Origin of the sequence: Mesorhizobium norvegicum (genome assembly GCF_004919685.1) — a bacterium.
Classification (GTDB): domain Bacteria; phylum Pseudomonadota; class Alphaproteobacteria; order Rhizobiales; family Rhizobiaceae; genus Mesorhizobium; species Mesorhizobium norvegicum.
On sequence record NZ_SMYZ01000040.1, the window covers coordinates 22,579 to 43,836 of the forward strand.

A 21,258-nucleotide genomic window follows, 5' to 3' on the forward strand; every position below is an offset into this window, starting at 1 on the left:
AGGTGCGTCTTCCCCTTCTCCCCTTGTGGGAGAAGGTGGCCGAGCGAAGCTCGGTCGGATGAGGGGTGTTGGAAGGATCTCTGCTTCGCAGAATTAAGTGCTTCAGATCATTTGACCTTTTCACGCCGTGCTCTGTCGCGTACCCCTCATCCGTCTCGGCGCTGCGCGCCGATCGACCTTCTCCCACAAGGAGAGAAGGGAAGAGCCACCCGCCCCTACGGCAACACCCGCAACGTCCGCTCGTCGAACAACGGCTCGTCCTGGCCAATACGGACAAACAGCAGTTTCCGCCCCTCACCCGCTGGCACCTCGAAATACTGGATGCCGTCAGGCATTTCGCCCCAATCGCCGCAAGGCGGCTCCGGAACCTCGTTGGGGTCGGCTACCGCTTTCAGTTCTTTCGCGTAGGCAGCGTCGGGGCTGAATGTGTAGCGTTTGACACCGGCGGGCACTGTGCCCTCGGTGTAAGGCGCCAGCACGCAGCGGGCGCTGACAGCCTTGTCGGTCTTTTGCAGGAACAGGCGCTGCAAGGCAGCCTCGGCGGTTTCGCCTGATATGATGTCGAAGACCTCGACAAGTGGGTCGGCCGCGCCGCCATCGCTGTATTTGATGGCGAGCGCGTTGCCGGCGAATTCGAAGTGGATCTGGCGGAAGCCGAAGTCGCAGCGCTGCACCCAGGCGCCCAGCCCGACACCCTTATCGGACAGTTTCTCCCAAACGCATTTGTCGATGGGCGGGCGCGAGGGAGCGACTTCGTCAGCGCGAGCCACGGTGATTACTGCCGCAGATGCAAGCAGGGCGCTGGCCCAGATGATCGATCTCATGGCGCTATTCATCGCTGCATCCTGTCAAAGTGAAAGCATCCCATGCCGAGCCGTCTGGATTGGCCTTGGCGAAATCGGTCAATTCGGTGAAAGCCACGCCGAAATCGGGCAAAAGCAGCCCTTTCGGCGCGGGTGTCGCTTCGCGTGAATTCAGCTGCTCGGCGCCGCCGCCGGTCAAGGCATAGACTTGGCCATCCCATATCCTGCACAGTCCGCTGCCATCCTGCAGCCCTGCTTCGCGGTCGTCGTCCGTGCAGGCGTGGCGTATGGTGCCGAGCGGAAATGAATTCTTGCCGTTGGTCCAGGTGATGTCGGCCGGCAGGCTTGTGTCGGTGTTGGGCACGGTCAGCGAAAACACCTGCGCCGTCAGAGCCGCCGGTTCGTTGGCGAGCGGCCGAAATTGCATGACCGCACCCGAGCGCGGTTCGCGATAGGTGGCGTGGCTCAGCAGACAGTCTTTTGCGAGGGCCGCCTGCATCGGGCCGAGCAGGCCCAGGAAAACGAAGGCCAGTGTGCGGATGATCATCAATGTCTCTGGGAAAGCGTTGCCTAGTACGGCCCACACAGTCGCATCATCCGCGCGAAAGCATAAGCGAAATCCGGAATGGCTGCTTTTGTCGGCTCCTGGATGAAAACTTATCCTGTACCGACCCCGACAGTCTGTATGGTCAAGCGCAATGGCCGAAGGAGAAAGCCTGGTGATGCGGCGTTTGATTGTGACGATGGCGATGTCTGCATTTGCAGTTGGTCCTGCTCTGGCGGCGACGCCCTATGTCGGCACATGGTCCAGCGACAGGCTGAACTGCAGTGCGGCCGCCGACGTCCAACGTCAGACCGTCTTCACCGTAGATCAGGCGTCGCTTTCGCTTCCCGATCTCGGCTGCGAACACGCGATATTTCGCAAGACGGCCACCGGCTGGGTGGTGCAGGCAAGCCAGTGCTACGGGTCGGACCCGTCGCTCGAGGAGCCGTTCACGCGCGTCATTCATATCGTCAGGCATGGCGCCACGCTGCGGTTCACCTGGCCTGGTTTCGACAGCGGCCCTCTCGTCCGCTGCTGAAGGCATCTGTCGCCTCAGAACAGCCCGACCAGAAACGCGGCGCCGCCGAGAAAGCCAGCCGAACAGACCCACAGCATCCAGAGCCCGCGCACCCGGCATTCGAGCACCGCCGAGGCGGGGTTGGCGGGGTCATAGTGCACGTCGACCTTGCTGCCCTCGACATACTGTCGTGCCTGGCCGCTAACGAGGTCGGGCAGCGAAGCCGTTACGGTGGCGCCGAAGGTCACACGGTCGGCGCTGTAGCGCTGGCCGGCGACGCCATAGGTGTAGACGATGCGGGATTTGAAGACCGTGCGCCAGCGTCGATAGCCTGAATGGCTTCGCAGCGCCTGCAGGCCCGAGGCATCGATGCGGCCGGCGGCGATCGGCCATTTTGCCGCCTGCTCGGCCAACGATTTCTGGGCGAAACCCATGCGCAGGATAAACAGGCCCATGAACAGCAGCAGCGCTCCCGCGCCGAGGTTCTGCGGCTTGGGCAGATGTGGGCCGATCGCCTCCAGCACACCGCCGACGGAAAACACCAGCACCAGCGCGCCGACCACCAGTCCGGCCGAAAGCTGGACCATGAACTTGAAGGCGCCGTCCGGCATGGTGCGCTCGATCACGGCTTTGCTCGGATCGGCTGGATTGTAGAAGACAGTCACCTCCGCGCCGCGAGGGAACTGGGCAAGGGTCTCCTTGACTTCGAAATTCCCCAAATTCTCCTTCACGCTGTAGCGCGAGCTTTGAAATTTCTTGCCGCCGACCTTGTATTCAAAGGTGATCGCCGGAAAATTGCGCATTTCGGTGGTGTCAGTGCTGTCCGAGCCAACGCCCGAGCGTCTCACTTCACGGGCCTCGACGCGCGAGGACATGATCCTTCCCGGCGTCGGCAACCAGCGGCTGAGTGCCTTCACCTCTCGCCATTTCAGGAAGGTGATGAGCGACAACATGCCGGCGACCACGCAGGCAAAGCCGACAAGCATAATCTTGAGTTCCAACTCGTCTCCCCCCAGGAGTGCAGGAGCCTGCACATAGACAGCAAGGCGACGGCAATGTCTCGTTTATTCGAGAAGCCCGGAGATGAGCTGCCTGACAAGTCCCGATTGCGCCGCGCGGCGCCCCTTAGTCATCGATCGCCATGACACGAACATATCCCTCCAAGCGAGCGCGGGCCAGGGTATCGCCGCCCTTGACGCCGCCACCGTTCTTGAGCATCCACCACAGCGGCCGTCATCCTGCGCGCTGGACATCTCTGAAAGACAACATGATCGATCACATGACCATCGAAGTGGGCGACCTGGAGAAGAGCAAGCTCTTCTATGAACGCGCTTTCGCTCCCTTGGGGTATCGCCTTTCCTTTGGCAAAGAGGGCGTGTTCTGGGCTTTTGATGTCGGCAATGGCTGCCTGTTCGAGATCCAGCGAACGGACGAGAAGCCGCCGCTCACCCGTCTGCATGTCGCTTTCCGGGCCGGCAGCAAGGCAGAGGTCGATGCATTCTATCGGGCAGCACTCGAGGCCGGCGCGAAAGAGAACGGAGCGCCTGGCCCGCGCCCGGACTATGCGGAGAATTACTACGCCTGCTTCGTGCTTGATCCGGATGGATACAATATCGAGGCGATGATCAACGAGGCGTGACGGGAGCGCTTCCTTCCTCCTGTTTTGGGAAAAGGAAGCAACAGCCCGCGCCGCGTCATGACGGCTTCACGGCCAGGAACGTGTTCCATTCTTCGCGATCGCGGCCGACGTTGAAATCGTCCCTGATGAGGACCAGCCCGGCACTTTCGAGACGAGCGGCGAAGTCGTCCCTGCGCCAGTAGACCGTATGATATTCGCCTGATGTCTCGCCATCGCCATTGCGCATCGAGACGAGGAAGACGCCGCCCGGCCGCAGCGACCCGGCTATCTTGGCAAGAACCTGGTCGGTCTGGTCGCGAGGCACATGGATCAGGACGCACAGGGCCAGGACGGCGTCGTAAGGGCCGCCGAGATCGTCGGTGATGAGATCGAGGAGTTCGCCGTTCTTGCCGCGCGCGGCCTGCAACTCCAGAAACCGCTTTGTCGCGTCGGTGCGCCGAACCTTGACGCCCAAACTCTCCAGAAAATCCGCATCGTATCCGGGTCCCGACCCGACTTCCAGAATCCGCCCGCCTGTGCCGGCGATCGCCACGAGGCGCTTTAGCGACGCCTGCTCCCTCTCGTTGGGAACATGCCTGACGATTGCATCATAGCGTTCCGCATAGTCCTCATAAGCACTGATCGTTTGACGGCTCTTCGCCAGATCCTGCGATGACACGCTCATCTTTCCCTCCTTGCATTCTACGTCGGTCAAAGAGACTTGCCTCAGCGGATGCTGCCGTTGGGAACATGGCCGTCGAGCATGCCGATATCGCGCAGGAAGTGGTCCGACAGGCAACGGTGGTCGAGCAGGCGGCGCGAGCGGGGCTTGAACGGCGCGGTGAAGAGATCGAGCATCGGGCGACGAAGCGTGTTGTAGAGGGTCGTGGTCATTGCCGTGTCCTTCCGGGTTCGAGTTGATGAAAGGAGCATGCCTGTTTGCAGCCTTGGATTCCAATCGAACGTCGCGTAGCATGCATCAGGAGGATTGATGCGTCATGAGTTGGGAGCTACCGCCGCTAGGCGCCATCCGGGTGTTTGAAGCCGCGGCACGGCTGGGCAGCTTCACCAAGGCCGCCGAAGAGCTTGGCATGACCCAGTCAGCGGCCAGCTATCAGATCAAGGTGCTGGAAGAGCGCGCCGGAACGCCGCTTTTCATAAGAAAAACAAGGCAGATCGCCTTGACCGAGGCCGGGCAGCAGTTGGCGCCGCACGCAACAGGGGCGTTCTCAGCCCTGACGGATGCGTGGGTCGCCACCAAGGGAGGAGCGACCGGCGTGCTTTCCGTCACGACCATGGAAACATTCGCAACGAACTGGCTGGCCGTATGGCTTGGAACATTCCAGCTGATGCATCCCGATCTTGCCGTGAAGGTGAATACATCGTCCCGGCTGGTCGATTTCACGCGCGAGGACATGGATATCGGGATTAGAACCGGCACCGGAAAATGGCCCGGCCTGACAGCGCATTATCTGTTCAAGGCGGACTACACGCCAATGCTCAGCCCCAAGCTGGCCGAGAGCGTCGGCGGCATCCACCACCCCGAGGATCTCTACAAGGTGGCGCTATGCTGCGCGACCGATCCCTGGTGGAAAATCTGGTTCGAAGCAGCCGGTGTGCCCTTCGATCCCGATCGCGTCATCGCGGGTCCGATGCTGGGTTCGCAGGCTTACGATGCGATGGCGGCACTGACCGATCAGGGCGCTGCAATCCTCACCCGCAACATCTACAGCGCCCTTCTGGCAAAAGGCCAGTTGATACAGCCGTTCGAAGTCCTCGGCTCCGACGGCGACGGCTATTGGCTGGTACACCTGGAAAGCCGCCGCAACACGCCGAAGATCAAGGTGTTCCGCGACTGGGTGCTGGCCCAGACGGCGGATATCAGGGAGAGCGAAGCACGCCGGACCTGACGGCTGTCTCAGTCGGCGTCGGCGACGGTCTGCCGTCCGCCAGCCCAGGCGCGCCATTGCCGTTCGTCGCCATGGAAGACGTTGAGGTCGATGCGGCCGGTGACGCCATGCGACAGGCCGGAGCCGGAATACTGCCAGAACAGCCATTTGCGGTCGGGGTAAACCTTGGATGGATGCCGCGCCACCGCGCGCACCCAGAACGGATAATCGAGGAATTCGCCCCTGAGATTGTCGCGGTAGAAATCAGGCGCGGTGTAGATGATGGGCCGCTGGCCGTAGTGGCGTTCCAGCTTGTCCATGAACACCTGCATCTTCTCCAGCACCTTTTCGCGCGACGGCCGCCGCTTGCAGCTGGACTCGCCATTCCACTCGACGTCGATCACCGGCGGCAGCGCGCCTTCGACCCTAGGCACGTTGCGGATGAACCAGTCGGCCTGCTCGCCGGCCGTACGACACCAGTAGAAGAAGTGATAGGCGCCGCGCTTCAGGCCGGCAGCGTCGGCATTGCGCCAGTTTTTCATGAACATCGGATCGAGATGGTCGCCGCCGTCTGTCGCCTTGATGTAGGCGAAGTTGGCACCCTGGGCGCGCAGCTTGTCCCAGTTCACGTTGCCCTGCCAGCGCGAGACGTCGACACCGTGCACAGCAAGGTGGCGGGGCGAACCCTTGCCGAAATTGATCGGCTTGGCATCGCGAAAACCATAGCGGGTGACCGGCCCGGCAAGCATCGGAGGCGCCGCGCGGCTCAAGAGCCTCGGCGGCGATACCAGGGCCGCCGGCTCGACCGGCAGCCCGCCGACATCAGGAACTTGGGGATTAGGCACATCGGGCGCGGCAAACACCGCCGTCTCTTCCTCCTCCGCCAAGCCGAACGGGCGCGTTTTTTCCCCCGGACCGTTGTCAGACATGGGAGCCATTTCGGCCCTTGCCGCCCTGTTACCCCTTGCCGCCGGAGCAGCGGCGATCGGTGCCGGCGGTCGTATCACGGAACTGGTGGTCTCGTTGGACGGTTTCTGCAAATCCAGCGCGTCGACGCCGGCCGTCGACGAGCAGCCGGCAAGGCATAGCGATGCGATCAAAAAACTGACGACGCCCGGAATCCGCATCTGGACCTGTACTCAAAACACAACAGACCGAGGGCAAAACGACAGCCAACGGACAAACCGGATCAGTTATGAACGAGAAATTACCAATAAAGTTTGAATCAAAGATTATTAGTCGGAGCGAGGCTTGGCGAACGGGGTCGCAACGGCCAAGCGGGAGCCGGGAAGAGAGCGCTAGCCATTCTTCCTGAAGACCCCGATCATCGGCCCCAGATTCCAGTAGTCGTCATTGCGGCCGATGGCAGGCGCAAACAGGCTTGATATCGTGCCGTCGAGGAACAGCGCATTGTCGCAGCCGAGCGCGTCGCGGAAAAGCCGGGCGAAGGCATGGAAGGTCACCGTGCCGTTCGAAATCGCAAAGACCGCGACGCCGTCCCTTCGCACCCCGACCCCGTCGCGAGTTTTTCGCGAGGTGCTGTCGGCCTGGAATTTCGGATGCAACCGGCCATCGATCACCAGCATCGGCCCGGATTGCGTCGCATAGTCGACGCTCGGACGCCTTTTCACAAAATCCCGGGTGGCGCGGACCGCGGCCTTGCCGTCGCGCATGTAGAAAATGCCGTTCGGCTGCAGGGAGAAATTGCCGCTTCCCGATCCCGTCTTCACATCAGCCATTTCCTGGCCATGCTCGATATAGAGACCGACCGGATCGAGGTTCGGGTGATACATGCCGGCATTGATGCCAAACAGCATCGTGCGCCCGGCCGCCTGCTGCGCGGCATGGAGATTGTGCAGCGACTGAAACGGCTTGCCCGCCCGATCCTTCCAGAACAACTCGACCTGATATCGTTTCGGATCAACCTCGCAAACGAGATAGCTGGTCGCCTCGAAGACGAAGTCCCGGCATGGCGGCAGCGAGGCAACCCACTGGCCAAACCCCATGCCGAGCGCCGCCACCGACGGAAGCGCGCCCTTGGCCAGCGCCAGCAGCAGTGGGACCGATTGCAGAAGGGTCAAGAAATCCATGCGCGTACCGGAATCCAGTTCGATGATCCGGCACGGATATAGCCCGTTTCAAGCGATACTGTGAAAGTGCCCTAAACGAGCCATCCCATCGCAACGCTCAGCAGCAGAACGACACCGAGCAGGCCGCGGTAGATGACGAACGGCCAGGCCGAAAAACGCTCCAGCACGCGCATCAGCCCCCATATGGCGAAGAAAGCGGAAATCGATGCGACGACCAGCCCGACGGCGAGGATCGACCAGCCATGGGCGTCGAGATGGACCTTGTGCAGTTCCCAAAGCTCCTTGAGGCCGGCAAGCGCGATCGCGGGCAGCCCGAGCAGGAACGAGAAGCGCGCCGCCTCGGCCCGCTTGAAGCCGAGCCCCAGTGCTGCCGTCAGCGTCGAGCCCGAGCGCGACACGCCGGGGATCAGTGCGCCGATCTGGGCGACACCGACGAGCAGCGCGTCAGTCAGTGAGGCTTCGCCCATGCTGCGCCGGTGGCGTGCAAAGATCTCGGCCAGCGCCAGCAGGATCGCCATGGCGATGCAGGCCCAGCCGATCACCGTCAGGCTGCGCAGCGGCGAATTGCAGGCGTTGAGCACGCCCGACAGTGAAACGCCGGCGATGACGATCGGGATCGTCGCCAATATGATCCAGAGCGCCAGCTTGAAATGCCGGTCCGCGAAATCGCGTCGCGCCAGCGCGTCGAGCGACCCAAACAGGATATCCCTGACGTCACTCCAGAAATAGCTGACCACCGCGGCAAGGGCCGCGAGTTGCATGGCGGCGGAGAAGGCGGAGCCGGGATCCTGCCAGCCGAGCACGGCCGGCACGATGCGCATATGGGCGGTCGAGGAAATCGGCAGCAATTCGGTGATGCCTTGCACCACACCGAGGAACGCCACCTTGACAAATCCCAGGCCGACGAAGCCCGTGTCTAGGCCTTGAGTGCAGATGTCGGCCAATGTTGAATTCCATGCATGAGAGATCGGACTTGCGCGGACCGACCAGTATCGGTCAATCCCGGGCAAGCCTTATCGTCATGGGTCGGATAATCAATTTACGGATTTGTAAGCTGGCGCCGGGATGCACGCGATTCAAAACCGACCCACCTTGGGACCGGCTTGAGATTCATAGCGAAAACCGCAAGGCGGTTAATCTCAACACCATTTATGGGCAGAGCCAGAGTTTCTGGCATGCCCTGGCGATCACATGTGCCGGCGGCACGTCAGGTTCATCGACGGAAGGCCGGCGAACCCGTTCGAGCAGCATGCGCACCTGTTCGGGGCGCACACGATCGCGCTCCATCACAAGCAGGACCATCGGATCGCTCAAAAGCTCGTCCAGGGTGCTGATGCTGTCGTTCATCCGTCGTCTCCTCGAATGCCGTGCCCGCGCCCCTTAAATAGGGAGACAAAGATGGCCCGCCAATGACGCTTTGCCGGCTATCTCGTGTTGATTTGGATTAAATTTTGGTCATGGTTACGCTCTTCCTTCTCTCCCTGCGGGAGAAGGAAAAACTAGCTCGGCGGCGGGGCGCCTTCGTACTGCGGCAGGCCGTCATCGAGCACCAGCCAAGGCTGCTTCGAGGCCGTGAAAATACGCATTTGCGGCTTGAAAACTGTGGGGTCATCGAGCGAACCGGTGGTGATGCCGATGATCCCCGCGGAATCGCGCCGAGAGAACATCGTCGTGCCGCAACTCGGGCAAAAGCCGCGCTTGAGCTCCGGCGAAGAGTTTATCGTCGCCAGTGGCCCCTCGACCGTCACGTCGTCGATGCGAAACAGCACGCGTGCGTTGAAGGCGGCACCGATCGCCTTCTGGCAAACCCGGCAGTGGCAGACGCGTTCGTTGATGGGGGTCGCGTCCGTGCGGTAGCGCACCGCCTTGCACAGGCATCCGCCCTCATATCTTGCCATCGCCCGGATCCATTGGTGGAGAGAATAAGCGGCAAGGTAGCGGCGGGGCCGATTGGGTCAATTGAAAAGCTTTGATACAACGTCATCGATTATGGTGATGCGGGTGGAGCTGAAGCCATGACGCCGGACATCGAAACCATCGGCATTGCGGATTTGTTCGGACCGCCGTCGCCCGCTCGCGACCGCACCGACGCCCGGATCATGGCTGCGGCCTCCGGGATCGGCTTCATGGCGGTCCGGGACTTTCCCGGCGACGACTGGCTGACGCCGGACAAACGCGCACAATTGCTGCGCATCTTCGCGCTTGCCGACGCCGAGAAGCAAAGACTGCTGCGCTGGAATTTCGACCGCACGAAAAAGAATGTCTATCGCGGCTGGTTCCCGCTGCAGCCGACAGCCGTCTCCTACAAGGAAGGCATCGATATGGGACCGGATATCGCCGATGCGGCTGGTACCCCGGCTTCCGACGATCCGTTGTGCGAGCCGACACCCTTGCCGGCCGAAGACGCCCTGCCCGGCTGGCGCGCGGCGGCAGCGGATTATTACCGCGCGATGGAGACGGTGGGCAACGCGCTGATGCGCTCGATCGCCCGCGGGCTTGGCCTGCCGGAAACGATCTTCGATGCCTATTTCGAGCATGGCATCTCGACGCTGCGGCTGATCCGTTATCCCCTGCGCGACGCCAATGCCGGGGTCGACACCAGCGGTCCGGAATTTTCAGTTGTCCACAAGGGCGAGACGCGCACCATCATCGGCCGCGAGCATGCCGATTCCGGCTTCGTCACCTTGCTGGCGCAGGACGGCGTCGAGGGCTTGCAGGCCAAGACCCTTGCCGGCGAATGGATCGACGTGCCGCCGGCGAACGGTACGCTGGCGGTCAATTTCGGGCAGTTGCTGGAGCGTTGGACCGGCGGACGCGTCCGGGCGACGCGGCACCGGGTGATTGCGCCGAAGACGGCGCGCTTCTCGATCCCGTTCTTCTACGAACCGCGCGTCGACGCAGAGATCGCGCCGTTGCCGCTGGCGGGCGCTGAGCCCTTCGAGCCGTTTCTCTATGGCGACTATCTATGGGAGGCGGCAACCAATTTTGTCGAGATGAGCGGCATCAAACATCTCAGGTGGCCGCGCCGCGCCAAGTCCTCATAAACAGAACCGCCGGCCGTCTCATGGGAGACGGCCAGCTGGAGCAGGCAGGCGGTCATTCCGTCTCACTGACCACTTGGTCCCAGGTCTTCACCTTGGTCTCGCCGTTGAGGAAGGGCAGTGCCGCGGCCGTCAGTTCCGGCGCGAAGAAGACATCGTAGTGGGTGCGGTTGGGAATGATGGCCAGGCGGTTCTGCGACAGGTTCTCGCGCATCCAGCCGGCGTCCTTCAGGCCGCCACCGAGCATCTGGTAGAACTTGATCTCGTGCTCGGGCTTGTACATGTCGCTGTCGCCATAGGCCAGCATGACCGGCATCTTCAGCTTGGCGACGTCGGCGGAGTAATCGCGGTTCTGACGCATGAAATTGCCGAGCGTGTCGAGCAGTCTCGGAAAATCCTCAGGATGAGGCGCGACCGCGACGTAGGATTTGTACATCGGCGTGTCCTTCATGAACGCGGCGGCGGCGCTCACCTGCGCCTGCTGCGGACGCATCTCGTCATAGAAGCCGTCCGTGGCATAGCCGGTCGAGACCAGGACAAGCCGGCGCACCGTTTCAGGATGCTGGACAGCCATGCGGAAGGCGACGCCACCGCCCAGCGAATAGCCCATGACGTCGACCTTGTCGTAGCCGAGCGCCTTGACGATATCAGCCATGTCGTCGCCAATCGCCTCCACGCTGAACGGCCGGTCGCCGAGCGCCGTGCGGCCATGCCCCTGCAGATCGACGCCGATAACAGTGCGGTTCTCGGCAAGCTTGGGCAGGATCGGCGCGAACATGTCCGTGGTGCCAAGACCGCCATGCAGCAGAAGCAGCGGCTCGCCCTTGCCGTAGATGGCATAGTAATAGTTCAGGCCGTTGATCGGCAGCAGACCGGACTTTTCCGGTTTCGGCAGTGTCTTCGTTTCTGTCGTCATGGCAGGTTTTGTCTCCTCTGCATTGGTGGCGCCCGGGTAGCCAAGAAGCACTACGGCCGAAGCAAAAATTGCGAAAAACAGGGTTTTGGACACATCGATCTCCTCTCGTCCTGCCGATATCAAAGCGTCTTGCTGATCAAGGCGTTTTGGCTGATCAAAGCGTTTTGGCTGATCAAAGCGTTTTGGCGAGCTCTTCGAGCTGGTCGGTGCACTGGCCCCAGCCCTCGTGGAAACCCATCTTCTCGTGCTGCTCGCGGTCGGCGGCGCTCCAGTGCCTGACCCGAGCGATGTAGCGGGTCTTGCCATTGCCTTCGTCCTCGAAGGTCAACACCCCGGTCATGAACGGCTTTTCCGACGGCTCCCACGCCTGGGTGTAGGCGTCGGTGAAGACGATCTTCTTGCCCGGAATGACTTCGAGGAAAACACCAGGGTTGGGGAATTCGTTGCCGTCGGGACCCGCCATGACGACAAGGCTCGAGCCGCCGGTGCGCACATCCATTTCGGCGCGCGGCGTCGTCCACGGCTTTGGCGCGAACCACTGCGTGACCAGTTTCGGGTCGGTCCAACAGCGATAGACGTTTTCGCGCGGCGCATCGATGATGCGGGCCAGAACCAGTTCGCGGTCATTGGCGGGGGCGATGTCGAGCTTGGTGGTCATGATGGTGTCCTCGGGTGTCGGTTTGATCTGGCTTCCGTCCCAAGGACGAACGGATCAAACACGAACCGACACCGCCGGCGAAAAAATGTCGGCACCGTCTCGATTGGCCCGAGGCGTCACCCACCTTCGTCATCCACAGGCGAAGCAGGAGCGCAGCTCCGTCGCCGAGACCCGTGGATGACGAAGCGATGGGCGCGTTCCGCCAATCGCCGAGGCATTCGGCTTATCAAAGCAGCATATCTGATCGAGAAACTGGGTGTTCTGTCGACGCGTCAGTGGCGCTTGGCTTGCACCAGATAGGCCTCGATCTCGGTCTCGCCGAGCCATTTTGCCGCCTCCAGCCGATGCAGACCTTCGACGAGGATATGGCGCTTGCCGTCATGGCGGACCTGGATCGGCGTCTTCATGCCGTTTTCCAGGATGTCCTCGGCCAGATGGCGGACGGTCTCGGGATGCAGCGTCTTCTTGCGCGCCGTCGGCACGTAGATCTCGTCGACTTTGACCTTTTGCACTCTGAGCATGCCGACCCCCGTGGCGGAAACGCCGCCTCCCCTGAGATAGTCCGTTTGATGGAGGCGGCCAAGGGTGCGGCTAACGAATACGAGGCGCGAAGGCCATTCTGGGCCTGAAGATGCCATGACAGCAGACCGTTTGCCTGTCGTCGCCAGTTTCGATATTGCGTCTGCGCGATCGTCGATGGCCACAGAGGCAAAAATCCCCATGAGCAAATCTCTCGTCACCTTTGTCGGCGTCGCTCATCCCTGGATGTGCGATGTGATGGGGCACGTGAATGTGCGTCACTACGCGGCGATGTTCGACGATGCCAGCTTCCAGCTTCTCGGCCGTATCGCCGGACAGGACGATAATCAGGCGTCGCAAATCGGATGGGCCGATGTGCGCACCGAAATCGACTATCGGCACGAAACGAAAGCCGGAGCGCTCATCACCATCCGCTCGCATGTCGCGAAGATCGGCCGCACCTCCATCACCTTGGAACAGGTGATGTCGGGCTCGCTCGACGGCATCGTCCGTGCATCGAGCCGGACGACCAGCGTGCGTTTCGACCTCGCCGCGCGCGCCTCGGTGGCGTTGGACGAGGCAATGCGAAACCGCGCGGCTGCCTTGCTGATCGAATAAGACCGGTCAGCCTTGGTAGATGCGCTCCTCGAGCGGTGTCTCGGCGATCAGCGCTTGCAACCCGGACAGCAGCGCCTTCTCGGCGCGGTTCATCGCCTTGTCGGGGTTGACCAGCAGGAAGATGTCGATGGCCGGCGGCGCGTCGTAGGGCGGCAGCCGCCACAGCATTCCATCCGCCACATCGCGCCGTGCGACATGCAACGGCAGCGGGCCGATGCCCAACCCTGCGACGATCATGCGCCGCACCTCTTCCAGACTCGAGGACACGCCGACGACATCGGCGTTCAGCCGGGCTTCGCTGCGCAACAGCGCGACCGGCCGCAACGCGTCCGAAATATGGTCGGTCTGGAACGATACCGAGGGTTCGCCCCGGAGATCGGCCAGCGTCAGTCCGGTTTGCCCGTAAAGCCTGTGTTGCGGCCCACAGAAGAAGCCGAAGAACTCGCGGTAGACCATCGCATATTCCAGCGCCGGATCGCGCTGGCTGACCAGGCAGATGCCGAAAGAGGCACGCCGCTCCCTGACCTGCTTGGCGACTTCGGTGCTAGCCGCCACCGAAATGGTGATGCTGGCGCGCGGGTAGTTGCGGTGAAACTCCGCCAGCGCCTGATCGAACAATGGCGAGACGACATGGCTGGCCGTCGCGATCATGACGTGGCCGGTGACGTCGTCGCTGATGCCGCGCATCAGCAGCGGCAGCTGCGATATGGTGCCGAACACCTCGACGCTCTGCTCGTAGAGAAGCCGCCCGACCTCGGTCAGTTCGAAACGCGTCGCGTCGCGCTCGACCAGCCGCCGGCCGACCCGGTCTTCCAGCCGCCGCAGGGCATTGCTGACGCTGGGCTGCTTGAGGTTCAGCCGCTCGGCGGCGCGGGTGATGCTCTTCACTTCGGCGATGACGACGAATGTCCGCAGAAGGTTCCAGTCCAGATCCCAGACCAGTCGTTCGGGGCGCGGCAAAGCCATTCCTGATATCTATGCTCCCTATTCCCATTATCTATTTGCGCAATGATGCCGCAAAGGCAATCATTGAACACAGGAAAGCATCCCCGCGCCTCCCAAGAACAAGACCTTGCGCTCCATCCAGAGGACAGGAAATCAGATGAACAGAGTATTTTCCGGCATCGCCGTTGCGGCCCTGCTGCTTGCGTCGACCTTCACGGCCGTTTCGGCCAGGGCCGACGACCTCGAGAAGATCAAGGCGGCCGGTGAGCTGAAGATTTCCATGAGCGGTCAGTATCCGCCCTTCAACTTCGTCAACGACCAGAACGAAGTCGTCGGCTTCGACGCCGATATCGGCAAGGCCATCGCTGAGCGCATCGGCGTCAAGGGCACCATCATCACCACTGCCTGGGACGGCATCATCGCCGGCCTGCTCGCCAACAAATACGACACCGTCGTCGGCTCGATGACGATCACGCCGGAGCGCGAAAAGGTGGTCGATTTCGTCGGGCCTTACTACCATGCCGGCCGCGCCGTTTTCGTCAACGAGGCGTCCAAGGTGCAGAGCCTCGACGACCTCAAGGGCAAGACCATTGGCGTGACGCTGGGCGAAACGCACGAGAAATGGGCGCGCGAAAAGGGCGGCTGGGACATCCGCACCTACAAGGGCCTGCCGGAACTGCTGCTGGAGTTGAGGGCTGGCCGCGTCGATGCCATCGTCGTCGACAACATTCCGGTCATGGTTGCCGTCAAGGAGACGGGCGAGAAGGTCCGCAAGCTCAACACGCCCGACATTGAAGGCGGCGCTGTTGCTATCGGCATCGCCATCCGCAAGGACAATCCGGAGCTCAAGGCCGCCATGCAGAAGGCGCTGGACGACATGCTGGCGGATGGCAGCTACGAAAAGATCTCCACGAAGTGGGTCGGCAGCGACATCCGCTGATCCCTCCTGGCTTCAGGCGGCCAAAGCCGTCTGGGGCCGAGCGACACTCCTGCTGGACCCTTTCATGGATTTCTCCTTGATGCAGCGCGTCTTCCCGTTCTTCGTGGAAGCCGCCCTGGTGACGATCGAGATCACGGTGCTGGCCCTGATCCTGGGCCTTGCGGTTGCTTCATTGGCCGCGGCCGCAAAGATGTCGAGGTCGGCAATCCTGCGGACCATCGGCACGCTCTATGTCAGCCTGTTTCGCGGCACGCCGTGCCTGATCCAGCTCTTCGTGCTCTATTTCGGCGGCCCACAGATCGGCATCAATCTGGAGCCGTTCGCGGCCGGCGTCATTGGCCTCGGCCTCAACATCGGCGCCTATATGGCAGAATCGATCCGTGGCGCGCTGGTCGCGGTCGACAGGGGCCAGACCGAGGCTGCCCGCACGATCGGCTTCAGCCGTTTCCAGACGCTGCGCAAGGTCGTGCTGCCGCAGGCGGCGCGGCTGATGATCCGACCGCTCGGGGTCAACACGGTTGCTTTGTTGAAGGGATCAGCACTGGTGTCGACCATTTCAGTCGTCGAACTGACCTACACCGCCCAGAGCTTCATCGGCTCCACCTACAAGCCGTTCGAGATCTTCGGCGTTGCAGCCCTGCTCTACATGATCATGGTCTATGCGGTCGCGCGGGTCGTCGACCTGCTCGACAAACGCTTCGCCATCGTCTGACCGGAGAGCACGATGCAAGGTTTGGATTTCACCGTCGTCGCGCCCTACTGGGACCTTCTGTTGATTGGCGCCTGGTGGACCGCGGTGCTGACCGTTTCGGCGGGCGCGCTCAGCTTCGTCGGCGGCATCCTGTTTGCGGTCATCGTGCTCTATGCCCCGGTGATCGTCGCCTATCCCGTGCGCGCCCTCATGTGGGTGTTCATGGGGACGCCGCTGCTGTTGCAGCTGTTCCTGATCTATTTCGGCCTGGTGCAGATCGGCATCGACATCCCTGCCCTTGCCGCCGGCATTGTCGGGCTTGGCCTGCATTTTGCCGTCTACAATGCCGACATCATCCGCGCCGGCATCGTGGCCGTCGATGTCGGCCAGACGGAAGGCGCGCGCAGCATCGGTTTCGGCAAGTGGCAGACGCTGCGCCATGTCGTGATACCGCAAGCCATTCGCAACACCGCGCCACCGATCGGCGGCAACCTGATCGCGCTGTTGAAGGAATCCTCCATCGTCTCGGTCATCGGCATCGCCGAGCTGGTCCATTCGGCCCAGCTGGCGATCAGCGAAACGTTCCGCCCGTTCGAGTTCTACATCACGGCCGCGGCGCTCTACTACATTCTCAACCTTGTGCTCGAGGCGGCCTTGCGCCTGTTCGAAAGACATGTGGAGGCTTCCCGATGAGCACACAGCTGCCAATGGTCGAGGTTCGCGGCGCGCGCAAATCGTTCGGCGCGGTCGAGGTCCTCAAGGGTATCGACCTGTCGGTCGACCGAGGGCAGATCGTCGCAATCATCGGACCGAGCGGCTCCGGCAAGAGCACGCTGCTGCGCTCCATCAACCATCTGGAATCCCTGAACAGCGGCGAAGTCTGGCTCGATGGCGTGCAGGTCAACCAGAAGCTGCACGGCCAGGCTTTCGAGCGGCACATCAACAAGGTGCGCCAGCAGATGGGCATGGTGTTTCAGCACTTCAATCTGTTCCCGCATCTGACGGTGCTCGAGAACATTTCCATGGGACCGATCATCCTCAAAGGCATGACGAGGAGTGACGCCCATGCGCTTGCGCACAGCCTCTTGTCGAAGGTCGGGCTCGCCGACAAGATCGACGCCTATCCCTCGCGGCTTTCGGGCGGCCAGAAGCAACGTGTGGCGATTGCCCGCGCGCTGGCGATGCAGCCCAAGGTGATGCTGTTCGACGAAGCCACCTCGGCGCTCGACCCGGAACTGGTCGACGAGGTCAACGCGGTGATGAAACAGCTTGCCGCCGAACACATGACCATGCTCATCGTAACGCATGAGATGCGCTTTGCCGGCGAAGTGGCCGACAGGGTGCTGTTCATGGATGGCGGCGTTGTCGTCGAGGAAGGCCCGCCCGGCGACATGTTCCGCGCGCCGCAGAAGGAACGCACGCGCACCTTCCTCAAGAAATACCTTTCCGCCTGAGTATGACCATGACCAGACCAAACACGGAATTCCCCGATTTCGGACTGACGCCGGAGCAGCGCCGCCACGCGGTGCGCGGCCACTACTACGAATGGCCTGGCATGGATGGCGAGCGCGGCGAGATCTGGTGCTACAGCGACCGGTTTTCCTATCGCGCCGGCGAAACGGTGGCGTTGCATGTCAGTTCGACAGCTCCGGCATTCAACATGGCGATCGTCCGCGACGGCGGCATCGAGACAAAAGTATTCGAGAAATCGGGCATCGCGGCGCACTGGCAGGACACGCCCGACCAGTGCTCGGCCGAAGGCTGCGGCTGGGAGGTGTCCTTCGAACTCCGCGTCGGGGCCGATTGGCCGTCGGGAGCCTACCGGGTGACGCTGACAGCCGCTGGCCACGACGGCCAGCCGATCCATTGCCATCACCTGATCATCGTGAGCCCGCAGCCCGGCAAGAAGCCCGGCCGCGTGCTGCAGGTGGCGGCGACGGGCACCTGGCTCGCCTACAACACCTGGGGCGGTTCCAACCATTACCAGGGCATCACCGGGCCGGACCGCAACCAGTATTCGCCCATCGTGTCGACGCAACGCCCCTGGTGCCGTGGCTTCGTCGTGCTGCCGAAGGATGCGCCGCGCGTCCCGCTGGAAGTCGCCGTGCCGCCGAAGACGGTGCCGCGCTATCCGCATATGGAATGGGCGCTCGCCACCGGCCATTCGAAGAAATACGCTTCGTCCGGCTGGGCCAGCTACGACAGCCACTTCTTCCGCTTCGCCGAACGCGCCGGCTATGAAGTCGATCTCGCCAGCCAGCACGATCTGCATGTCTCGCCTGAGATTCTCGACGGCTACGACTGCGCCGTCTTCGTCGGCCATGACGAATACTGGACTTGGGAGATGCGCGACGCCGTAGACGCCTATGTCGAGCGCGGCGGCCATGCGGCGCGCTTTGCCGGCAATTTCATGTGGCAGACGCGGCTGGAAGACGAGGGCCGCCGGCAGGTCTGCTACAAATATCGCTCGCGTGCCGAAGACCCGGCCTATCGCCCAGGCGGCGACGTCACCCGCGCCACCAATTCCTGGGAAGCGCCGGAAATCGGCCGGCCGGGTTCGGCGACCTTCGGGCTCAATGCGACCCGTGGCCTCTATGCCGGCTGGGGCGGCTGCGCGCCGCGCGGCGTGCGCGGCTTTCCGGTCTACCGGCCGGAACACTGGGCCTTCGCCGGCACTGGCATCTACTATGGCGACCTGCTCGGCGCCGACAGCCATGTCTATGGCTATGAGGTCGACGGGCTCGAGTTCGAGATACGCGGCGGCCTGCCTTACCCGACCGCCACCAGCGGGGCACCAGACGGCCTGCAGGTTCTCGCCGTCGGCATGGCGAGCCAGGTCGAGGAAAGCGCCGATATCCCGATCGAGGACCAGTTCCTCACCGACGAGGACGGCCGCTTCACCGCCGAAACGCTTTTTGGCGAGGCGAGCGACGCCAATCTGGAAAAAGTCAAACGCGGCAACGGCATGATCGTCAATTTCCCGCGCGGCAAGGGCGAGGTGTTCCATGCCGGAAGCTGCGAATGGGTCGCCGGCCTGCTAAGACAAGACCCGATGGTCGAACGCGTCACCAAGAATGTCCTCGATCGTTACCTCGGAAAGTCCTGACATGTCGAAAGTCCAGACCGCCACGCAAGACACTGACGCCCGGCGAGAGTCGCATCTGTTCTATCTGTCCAGCCTGCGCCGGCCGCTGATCGACCGCGCCGAAGGCATCTACATGTGGACGCAGGACGGCCGCCGCTTCATCGACGGCTCGAGCGGCCCGATGGTCGCCAATATCGGCCATTCCAACCGCAATGTGCTGGATGCCATGAAGCGGCAGATGGACCGCGCCACCTTTGCCTACCGGCTGCATTTCGAGAACGAGCCGGCCGAGGAGCTTGCGCGGGAACTTGCCGGCAAGCTGCCGGAAGGCATGGACCGTATCTTCTTCGTCTCGGGCGGCTCGGAAGCGACGGAATCCTGCATCAAGCTGGCGCGGCAATGGGCCGTCGCCACCGGCCAGGCCAGCCGCTGGAAGGTGATCACGCGCTTCCCCTCTTATCATGGCGGCACGCTGGGTTCGCTGTCGATCACTGGCGACGACGCGCTGGCCGAAACGTTCGAGCCGATGATGCGGGTGATGCCGAGCGTGCCGGCGCCGAACGCCTGGCGCGACCGCGACAATCTCTCGATGGAACAGCGCGGCATCCGCTATGCCGACATGCTGGAGGAGAAGATCCTGGCCGAAGGCCCGGACAGCGTGGTCGCTTTCATCATGGAGCCGATCGGGGGTGCTGCGACCGCAGCGCTTGTGGCGCCGGACAGCTATTATCCACGCATCCGCGAGATCTGCGACCGCTACGGCATCCTGCTCATCCACGACGAAGTGATGAGCGGGGCCGGCCGCACCGGAAAATTCCTCGGCGGCGACCACTGGAACTGCAAGCCCGACATCGTCGCTCTGTCCAAGGGGCTGGGCTCGGGCTATGCGCCGCTTGGCGCGCTGGCCGCCCCGATGCGGCTGGTGCAACCGCTGCTCGACGCGGGCGGCTTCCAGCACGGCCACACCTATGCCGGCAACCCGCTGGCCTGCGCCGCCGGGCTCGCGGTGCTCGGTGAAATGGACCGGCTCGATCTGATCGCCAATGCGGCTGCCATGGGCGACGTGCTGATGGACGGGCTGAAGAGGCTGGCGAAGCGGTTTCCATTCATCGCCGACGTGCGCGGCAAGGGCCTGCTCACCGGCGCCCAGATGGTCGCCGATCCCGAGACACTGAGGCCGATCGACCAGAACAAGAAGGCCACGCAAAGGCTGCTCGACCTCGCCTATGAACGCGGGCTGATCATCTATGGCCGCAGGGTCAAGGGCGGCGTCGACGGCGACAATTTCATGGTCGCGCCGCCGATGATCGTCACCAGGGAACAGGTCGGCGAGATCGTCGCCATCATCGGCGACTCGCTGGAGGTTCTGGCCTCCGAACTCGACCTGCCGGTCGAAGGCCAGGGGTAAAAAATGGGCCTGAGAAAAGTCATCATCACCTGCGCCGTCACCGGCTCGGTGCACACGCCGTCAATGTCGCCCTATCTGCCGGTGACGCCGGACCAGATCGCAGCGGAGGCGATCGCCGCGGCGGAAGCCGGCGCCTCGATCCTGCATCTGCACGCCCGTGACCCGAGCGATGGCCGCCCGACCGCCGACCCGGACGTCTACATGCAGTTCCTGCCGCGCATCAAACAGGCGACCGATGCGGTGATCAACATCACCACCGGCGGCTCGTCGCTGATGACCCTGGACCAGCGGCTGGCAGCGCCGCTCAGGGCCGAACCCGAAATGTGCTCGCTCAACATGGGCTCGATGAATTTCGCGCTGTTTCCCATGCTCGACAAACCAAGGGAGTGGCAGCACGAGTGGGAACCGAAGCTGCTCGAGGCGACGCGCGACACCATCTTCAAGAACACCTTCGCCGATATGGAAGGTGTGCTGGAGAGGCTGGGCAAGGGCTGCGGCACGCGCTTCGAATTCGAGTGCTATGATGTCGGCCACCTCTATTCGCTGGCGCATTTCCGCGACCGGGGGCTGGTGTCGGGACCGCTGTTCATCCAGTTCGTGCTGGGCATTCTGGGCGGCATCGGCGCCGATCCGGACAATCTCGTCCACATGAAGCGGATCGCCGACAAATTGTTCGGCGACAGCTACCAGTTCTCGGTGCTCGCCGCCGGCCGCCAGCAGATGCCGCTGATTTCCATCGCGGCGGCGATGGGCGGCAATGTCCGGGTCGGGCTGGAAGACAGTCTCTATGACGGCCGCCAGCTGGCGAAATCCAACGCCGATCAGGTGCGCCGTATCCGTGGCATTCTCGATGGGCTGTCGCTGGAGGTTGCCACGCCAACCGAAGCGCGCGACATGCTGGCGCTCAAGGGTGGCGACAGGGTGGCGTTTTGAGATGATGATCTGAGATGATGGCGTTCCGTCACACCCCCCTCTG

At 62.6% G+C, this 21,258-nt stretch carries 26 protein-coding genes; 12 read left to right on the forward strand and 14 right to left on the reverse strand.

The annotated features are described in order from the left end of the window. Positions 1-215 precede the first annotated feature (215 nt). Both FCU66_RS16600 and FCU66_RS16605 read right to left on the reverse strand, forming a co-directional pair. Positions 216-836 (reverse strand): hypothetical protein, encoded by a 621-nt coding sequence (locus tag FCU66_RS16600; RefSeq protein ID WP_136617401.1) that lies wholly within the window; start codon positions 834-836, stop codon positions 216-218. Beyond that, positions 829-1,350, reverse strand: a complete 522-nt coding sequence (locus FCU66_RS16605; protein ID WP_136617400.1) for a hypothetical protein — start codon at positions 1,348-1,350, stop codon at positions 829-831. Before FCU66_RS16605 ends, FCU66_RS16600 begins: the two co-directional genes overlap by 8 nt. A 175-nt stretch (positions 1,351-1,525) precedes the next feature. Here FCU66_RS16605 and FCU66_RS16610 point away from each other — a divergent pair, with 175 nt between their 5' ends. Then, on the forward strand, positions 1,526-1,885 hold the full coding sequence (locus FCU66_RS16610) for a hypothetical protein (protein WP_136617399.1): 360 nt from the start codon (positions 1,526-1,528) through the stop codon (positions 1,883-1,885). 14 nt (positions 1,886-1,899) lie between these two features. Here FCU66_RS16610 and FCU66_RS16615 read toward each other — a convergent pair whose 3' ends face one another. After that, complete coding sequence (locus FCU66_RS16615; RefSeq protein ID WP_246093925.1) at positions 1,900-2,865, reverse strand: DUF3592 domain-containing protein; 966 nt, start codon at positions 2,863-2,865, stop codon at positions 1,900-1,902. A gap of 266 nt (positions 2,866-3,131) precedes the next feature. On the opposite strand from FCU66_RS16615, the gene FCU66_RS16620 reads away from it, so the two are divergent. Continuing rightward, entirely contained in the window at positions 3,132-3,503 is a 372-nt protein-coding gene (locus FCU66_RS16620) for a VOC family protein (protein ID WP_136617412.1), read from the forward strand. A gap of 55 nt (positions 3,504-3,558) precedes the next feature. Here FCU66_RS16620 and FCU66_RS16625 read toward each other — a convergent pair whose 3' ends face one another. Together FCU66_RS16625 and FCU66_RS41160 are read right to left on the reverse strand one after the other, a co-directional pair. Next, positions 3,559-4,167 (reverse strand): class I SAM-dependent DNA methyltransferase, encoded by a 609-nt coding sequence (locus FCU66_RS16625; protein ID WP_136617398.1) that lies wholly within the window; start codon positions 4,165-4,167, stop codon positions 3,559-3,561. Positions 4,168-4,208: 41 nt separating this feature from the next. Continuing rightward, positions 4,209-4,376, reverse strand: coding sequence for a hypothetical protein (locus FCU66_RS41160; protein ID WP_168991825.1), 168 nt, complete (start codon positions 4,374-4,376; stop codon positions 4,209-4,211). Positions 4,377-4,480: 104 nt separating this feature from the next. Between FCU66_RS41160 and FCU66_RS16630 the strand changes: the two genes are divergently transcribed. Continuing rightward, entirely contained in the window at positions 4,481-5,392 is a 912-nt protein-coding gene (locus FCU66_RS16630; RefSeq protein ID WP_136617397.1) for a LysR substrate-binding domain-containing protein, read from the forward strand. Between the two features lie 8 nt (positions 5,393-5,400). Here FCU66_RS16630 and FCU66_RS16635 read toward each other — a convergent pair whose 3' ends face one another. The 5 genes from FCU66_RS16635 to FCU66_RS16655 form a co-directional block, all read right to left on the reverse strand. Further along, positions 5,401-6,498 carry a glycoside hydrolase family 25 protein gene (locus FCU66_RS16635; RefSeq protein WP_136617396.1) on the reverse strand — a complete coding sequence of 366 codons (1,098 nt, stop codon included), beginning with the start codon at positions 6,496-6,498 and terminating at the stop codon, positions 5,401-5,403. A gap of 171 nt (positions 6,499-6,669) precedes the next feature. Next, complete coding sequence (locus tag FCU66_RS16640) at positions 6,670-7,461, reverse strand: phosphodiester glycosidase family protein (RefSeq protein WP_136617395.1); 792 nt, start codon at positions 7,459-7,461, stop codon at positions 6,670-6,672. A gap of 71 nt (positions 7,462-7,532) precedes the next feature. Continuing rightward, the gene (locus tag FCU66_RS16645; RefSeq protein ID WP_136617394.1) at positions 7,533-8,405 is read right to left on the reverse strand and encodes an undecaprenyl-diphosphate phosphatase; all 873 of its coding nucleotides are present in this window, start codon (positions 8,403-8,405) and stop codon (positions 7,533-7,535) included. A 205-nt stretch (positions 8,406-8,610) separates the two neighbouring features. Next, the gene (locus FCU66_RS16650) at positions 8,611-8,808 is read right to left on the reverse strand and encodes a hypothetical protein (RefSeq protein ID WP_136617393.1); all 198 of its coding nucleotides are present in this window, start codon (positions 8,806-8,808) and stop codon (positions 8,611-8,613) included. A 152-nt stretch (positions 8,809-8,960) separates the two neighbouring features. Next, entirely contained in the window at positions 8,961-9,359 is a 399-nt protein-coding gene (locus FCU66_RS16655) for a GFA family protein (RefSeq protein ID WP_136617392.1), read from the reverse strand. A 117-nt stretch (positions 9,360-9,476) separates the two neighbouring features. Between FCU66_RS16655 and FCU66_RS16660 the strand changes: the two genes are divergently transcribed. Next, positions 9,477-10,505 (forward strand): isopenicillin N synthase family dioxygenase, encoded by a 1,029-nt coding sequence (locus FCU66_RS16660; protein WP_136617391.1) that lies wholly within the window; start codon positions 9,477-9,479, stop codon positions 10,503-10,505. A gap of 52 nt (positions 10,506-10,557) precedes the next feature. Here the strand turns inward: FCU66_RS16660 and FCU66_RS16665 are convergent, their stop codons facing one another. The 3 genes from FCU66_RS16665 to FCU66_RS16675 all read right to left on the reverse strand — a co-directional run bounded on the left by FCU66_RS16665 (position 10,558) and on the right by FCU66_RS16675 (position 12,597). Further along, on the reverse strand, positions 10,558-11,511 hold the full coding sequence (locus FCU66_RS16665) for an alpha/beta fold hydrolase (protein WP_136617390.1): 954 nt from the start codon (positions 11,509-11,511) through the stop codon (positions 10,558-10,560). Between the two features lie 79 nt (positions 11,512-11,590). Beyond that, positions 11,591-12,076: an SRPBCC family protein gene (locus tag FCU66_RS16670; RefSeq protein WP_136617389.1), complete on the reverse strand. Its 486-nt coding sequence runs from the start codon at positions 12,074-12,076 to the stop codon at positions 11,591-11,593. A 272-nt stretch (positions 12,077-12,348) separates the two neighbouring features. Then, a complete protein-coding gene (locus FCU66_RS16675) occupies positions 12,349-12,597 on the reverse strand; it encodes a ParB N-terminal domain-containing protein (protein ID WP_013532091.1) in 249 nt (82 codons plus the stop codon). Positions 12,598-12,796: 199 nt separating this feature from the next. Between FCU66_RS16675 and FCU66_RS16680 the strand changes: the two genes are divergently transcribed. Next, positions 12,797-13,213 (forward strand): acyl-CoA thioesterase, encoded by a 417-nt coding sequence (locus FCU66_RS16680; protein ID WP_136617388.1) that lies wholly within the window; start codon positions 12,797-12,799, stop codon positions 13,211-13,213. A gap of 6 nt (positions 13,214-13,219) precedes the next feature. On the opposite strand, the gene FCU66_RS16685 is transcribed toward FCU66_RS16680, so the two are convergent. Continuing rightward, a complete protein-coding gene (locus FCU66_RS16685; protein WP_136617387.1) occupies positions 13,220-14,179 on the reverse strand; it encodes a LysR family transcriptional regulator in 960 nt (319 codons plus the stop codon). Between the two features lie 136 nt (positions 14,180-14,315). Between FCU66_RS16685 and FCU66_RS16690 the strand changes: the two genes are divergently transcribed. The 7 genes from FCU66_RS16690 (at position 14,316) to kce (ending at position 21,215) form a co-directional block, all read left to right on the forward strand. Next, positions 14,316-15,098, forward strand: a complete 783-nt coding sequence (locus FCU66_RS16690; protein WP_136617386.1) for an ABC transporter substrate-binding protein — start codon at positions 14,316-14,318, stop codon at positions 15,096-15,098. A gap of 64 nt (positions 15,099-15,162) precedes the next feature. Continuing rightward, a complete protein-coding gene (locus tag FCU66_RS16695) occupies positions 15,163-15,810 on the forward strand; it encodes an amino acid ABC transporter permease (RefSeq protein WP_136617385.1) in 648 nt (215 codons plus the stop codon). Between the two features lie 12 nt (positions 15,811-15,822). Next, entirely contained in the window at positions 15,823-16,482 is a 660-nt protein-coding gene (locus FCU66_RS16700; RefSeq protein ID WP_136617384.1) for an amino acid ABC transporter permease, read from the forward strand. Then, on the forward strand, positions 16,479-17,243 hold the full coding sequence (locus FCU66_RS16705; RefSeq protein ID WP_136617383.1) for an amino acid ABC transporter ATP-binding protein: 765 nt from the start codon (positions 16,479-16,481) through the stop codon (positions 17,241-17,243). Before FCU66_RS16700 ends, FCU66_RS16705 begins: the two co-directional genes overlap by 4 nt. 8 nt (positions 17,244-17,251) lie before the next feature. Next, positions 17,252-18,895, forward strand: a complete 1,644-nt coding sequence (locus tag FCU66_RS16710; RefSeq protein ID WP_136617382.1) for a N,N-dimethylformamidase beta subunit family domain-containing protein — start codon at positions 17,252-17,254, stop codon at positions 18,893-18,895. 1 nt (position 18,896) lies between these two features. Then, positions 18,897-20,282: an aminotransferase family protein gene (locus FCU66_RS16715; RefSeq protein WP_136617381.1), complete on the forward strand. Its 1,386-nt coding sequence runs from the start codon at positions 18,897-18,899 to the stop codon at positions 20,280-20,282. Between the two features lie 3 nt (positions 20,283-20,285). Continuing rightward, positions 20,286-21,215: a 3,5-dioxohexanoate:acetyl-CoA acetone transferase gene (gene kce / locus FCU66_RS16720; RefSeq protein WP_136617380.1), complete on the forward strand. Its 930-nt coding sequence runs from the start codon at positions 20,286-20,288 to the stop codon at positions 21,213-21,215. Positions 21,216-21,258: the final 43 nt, after the last annotated feature.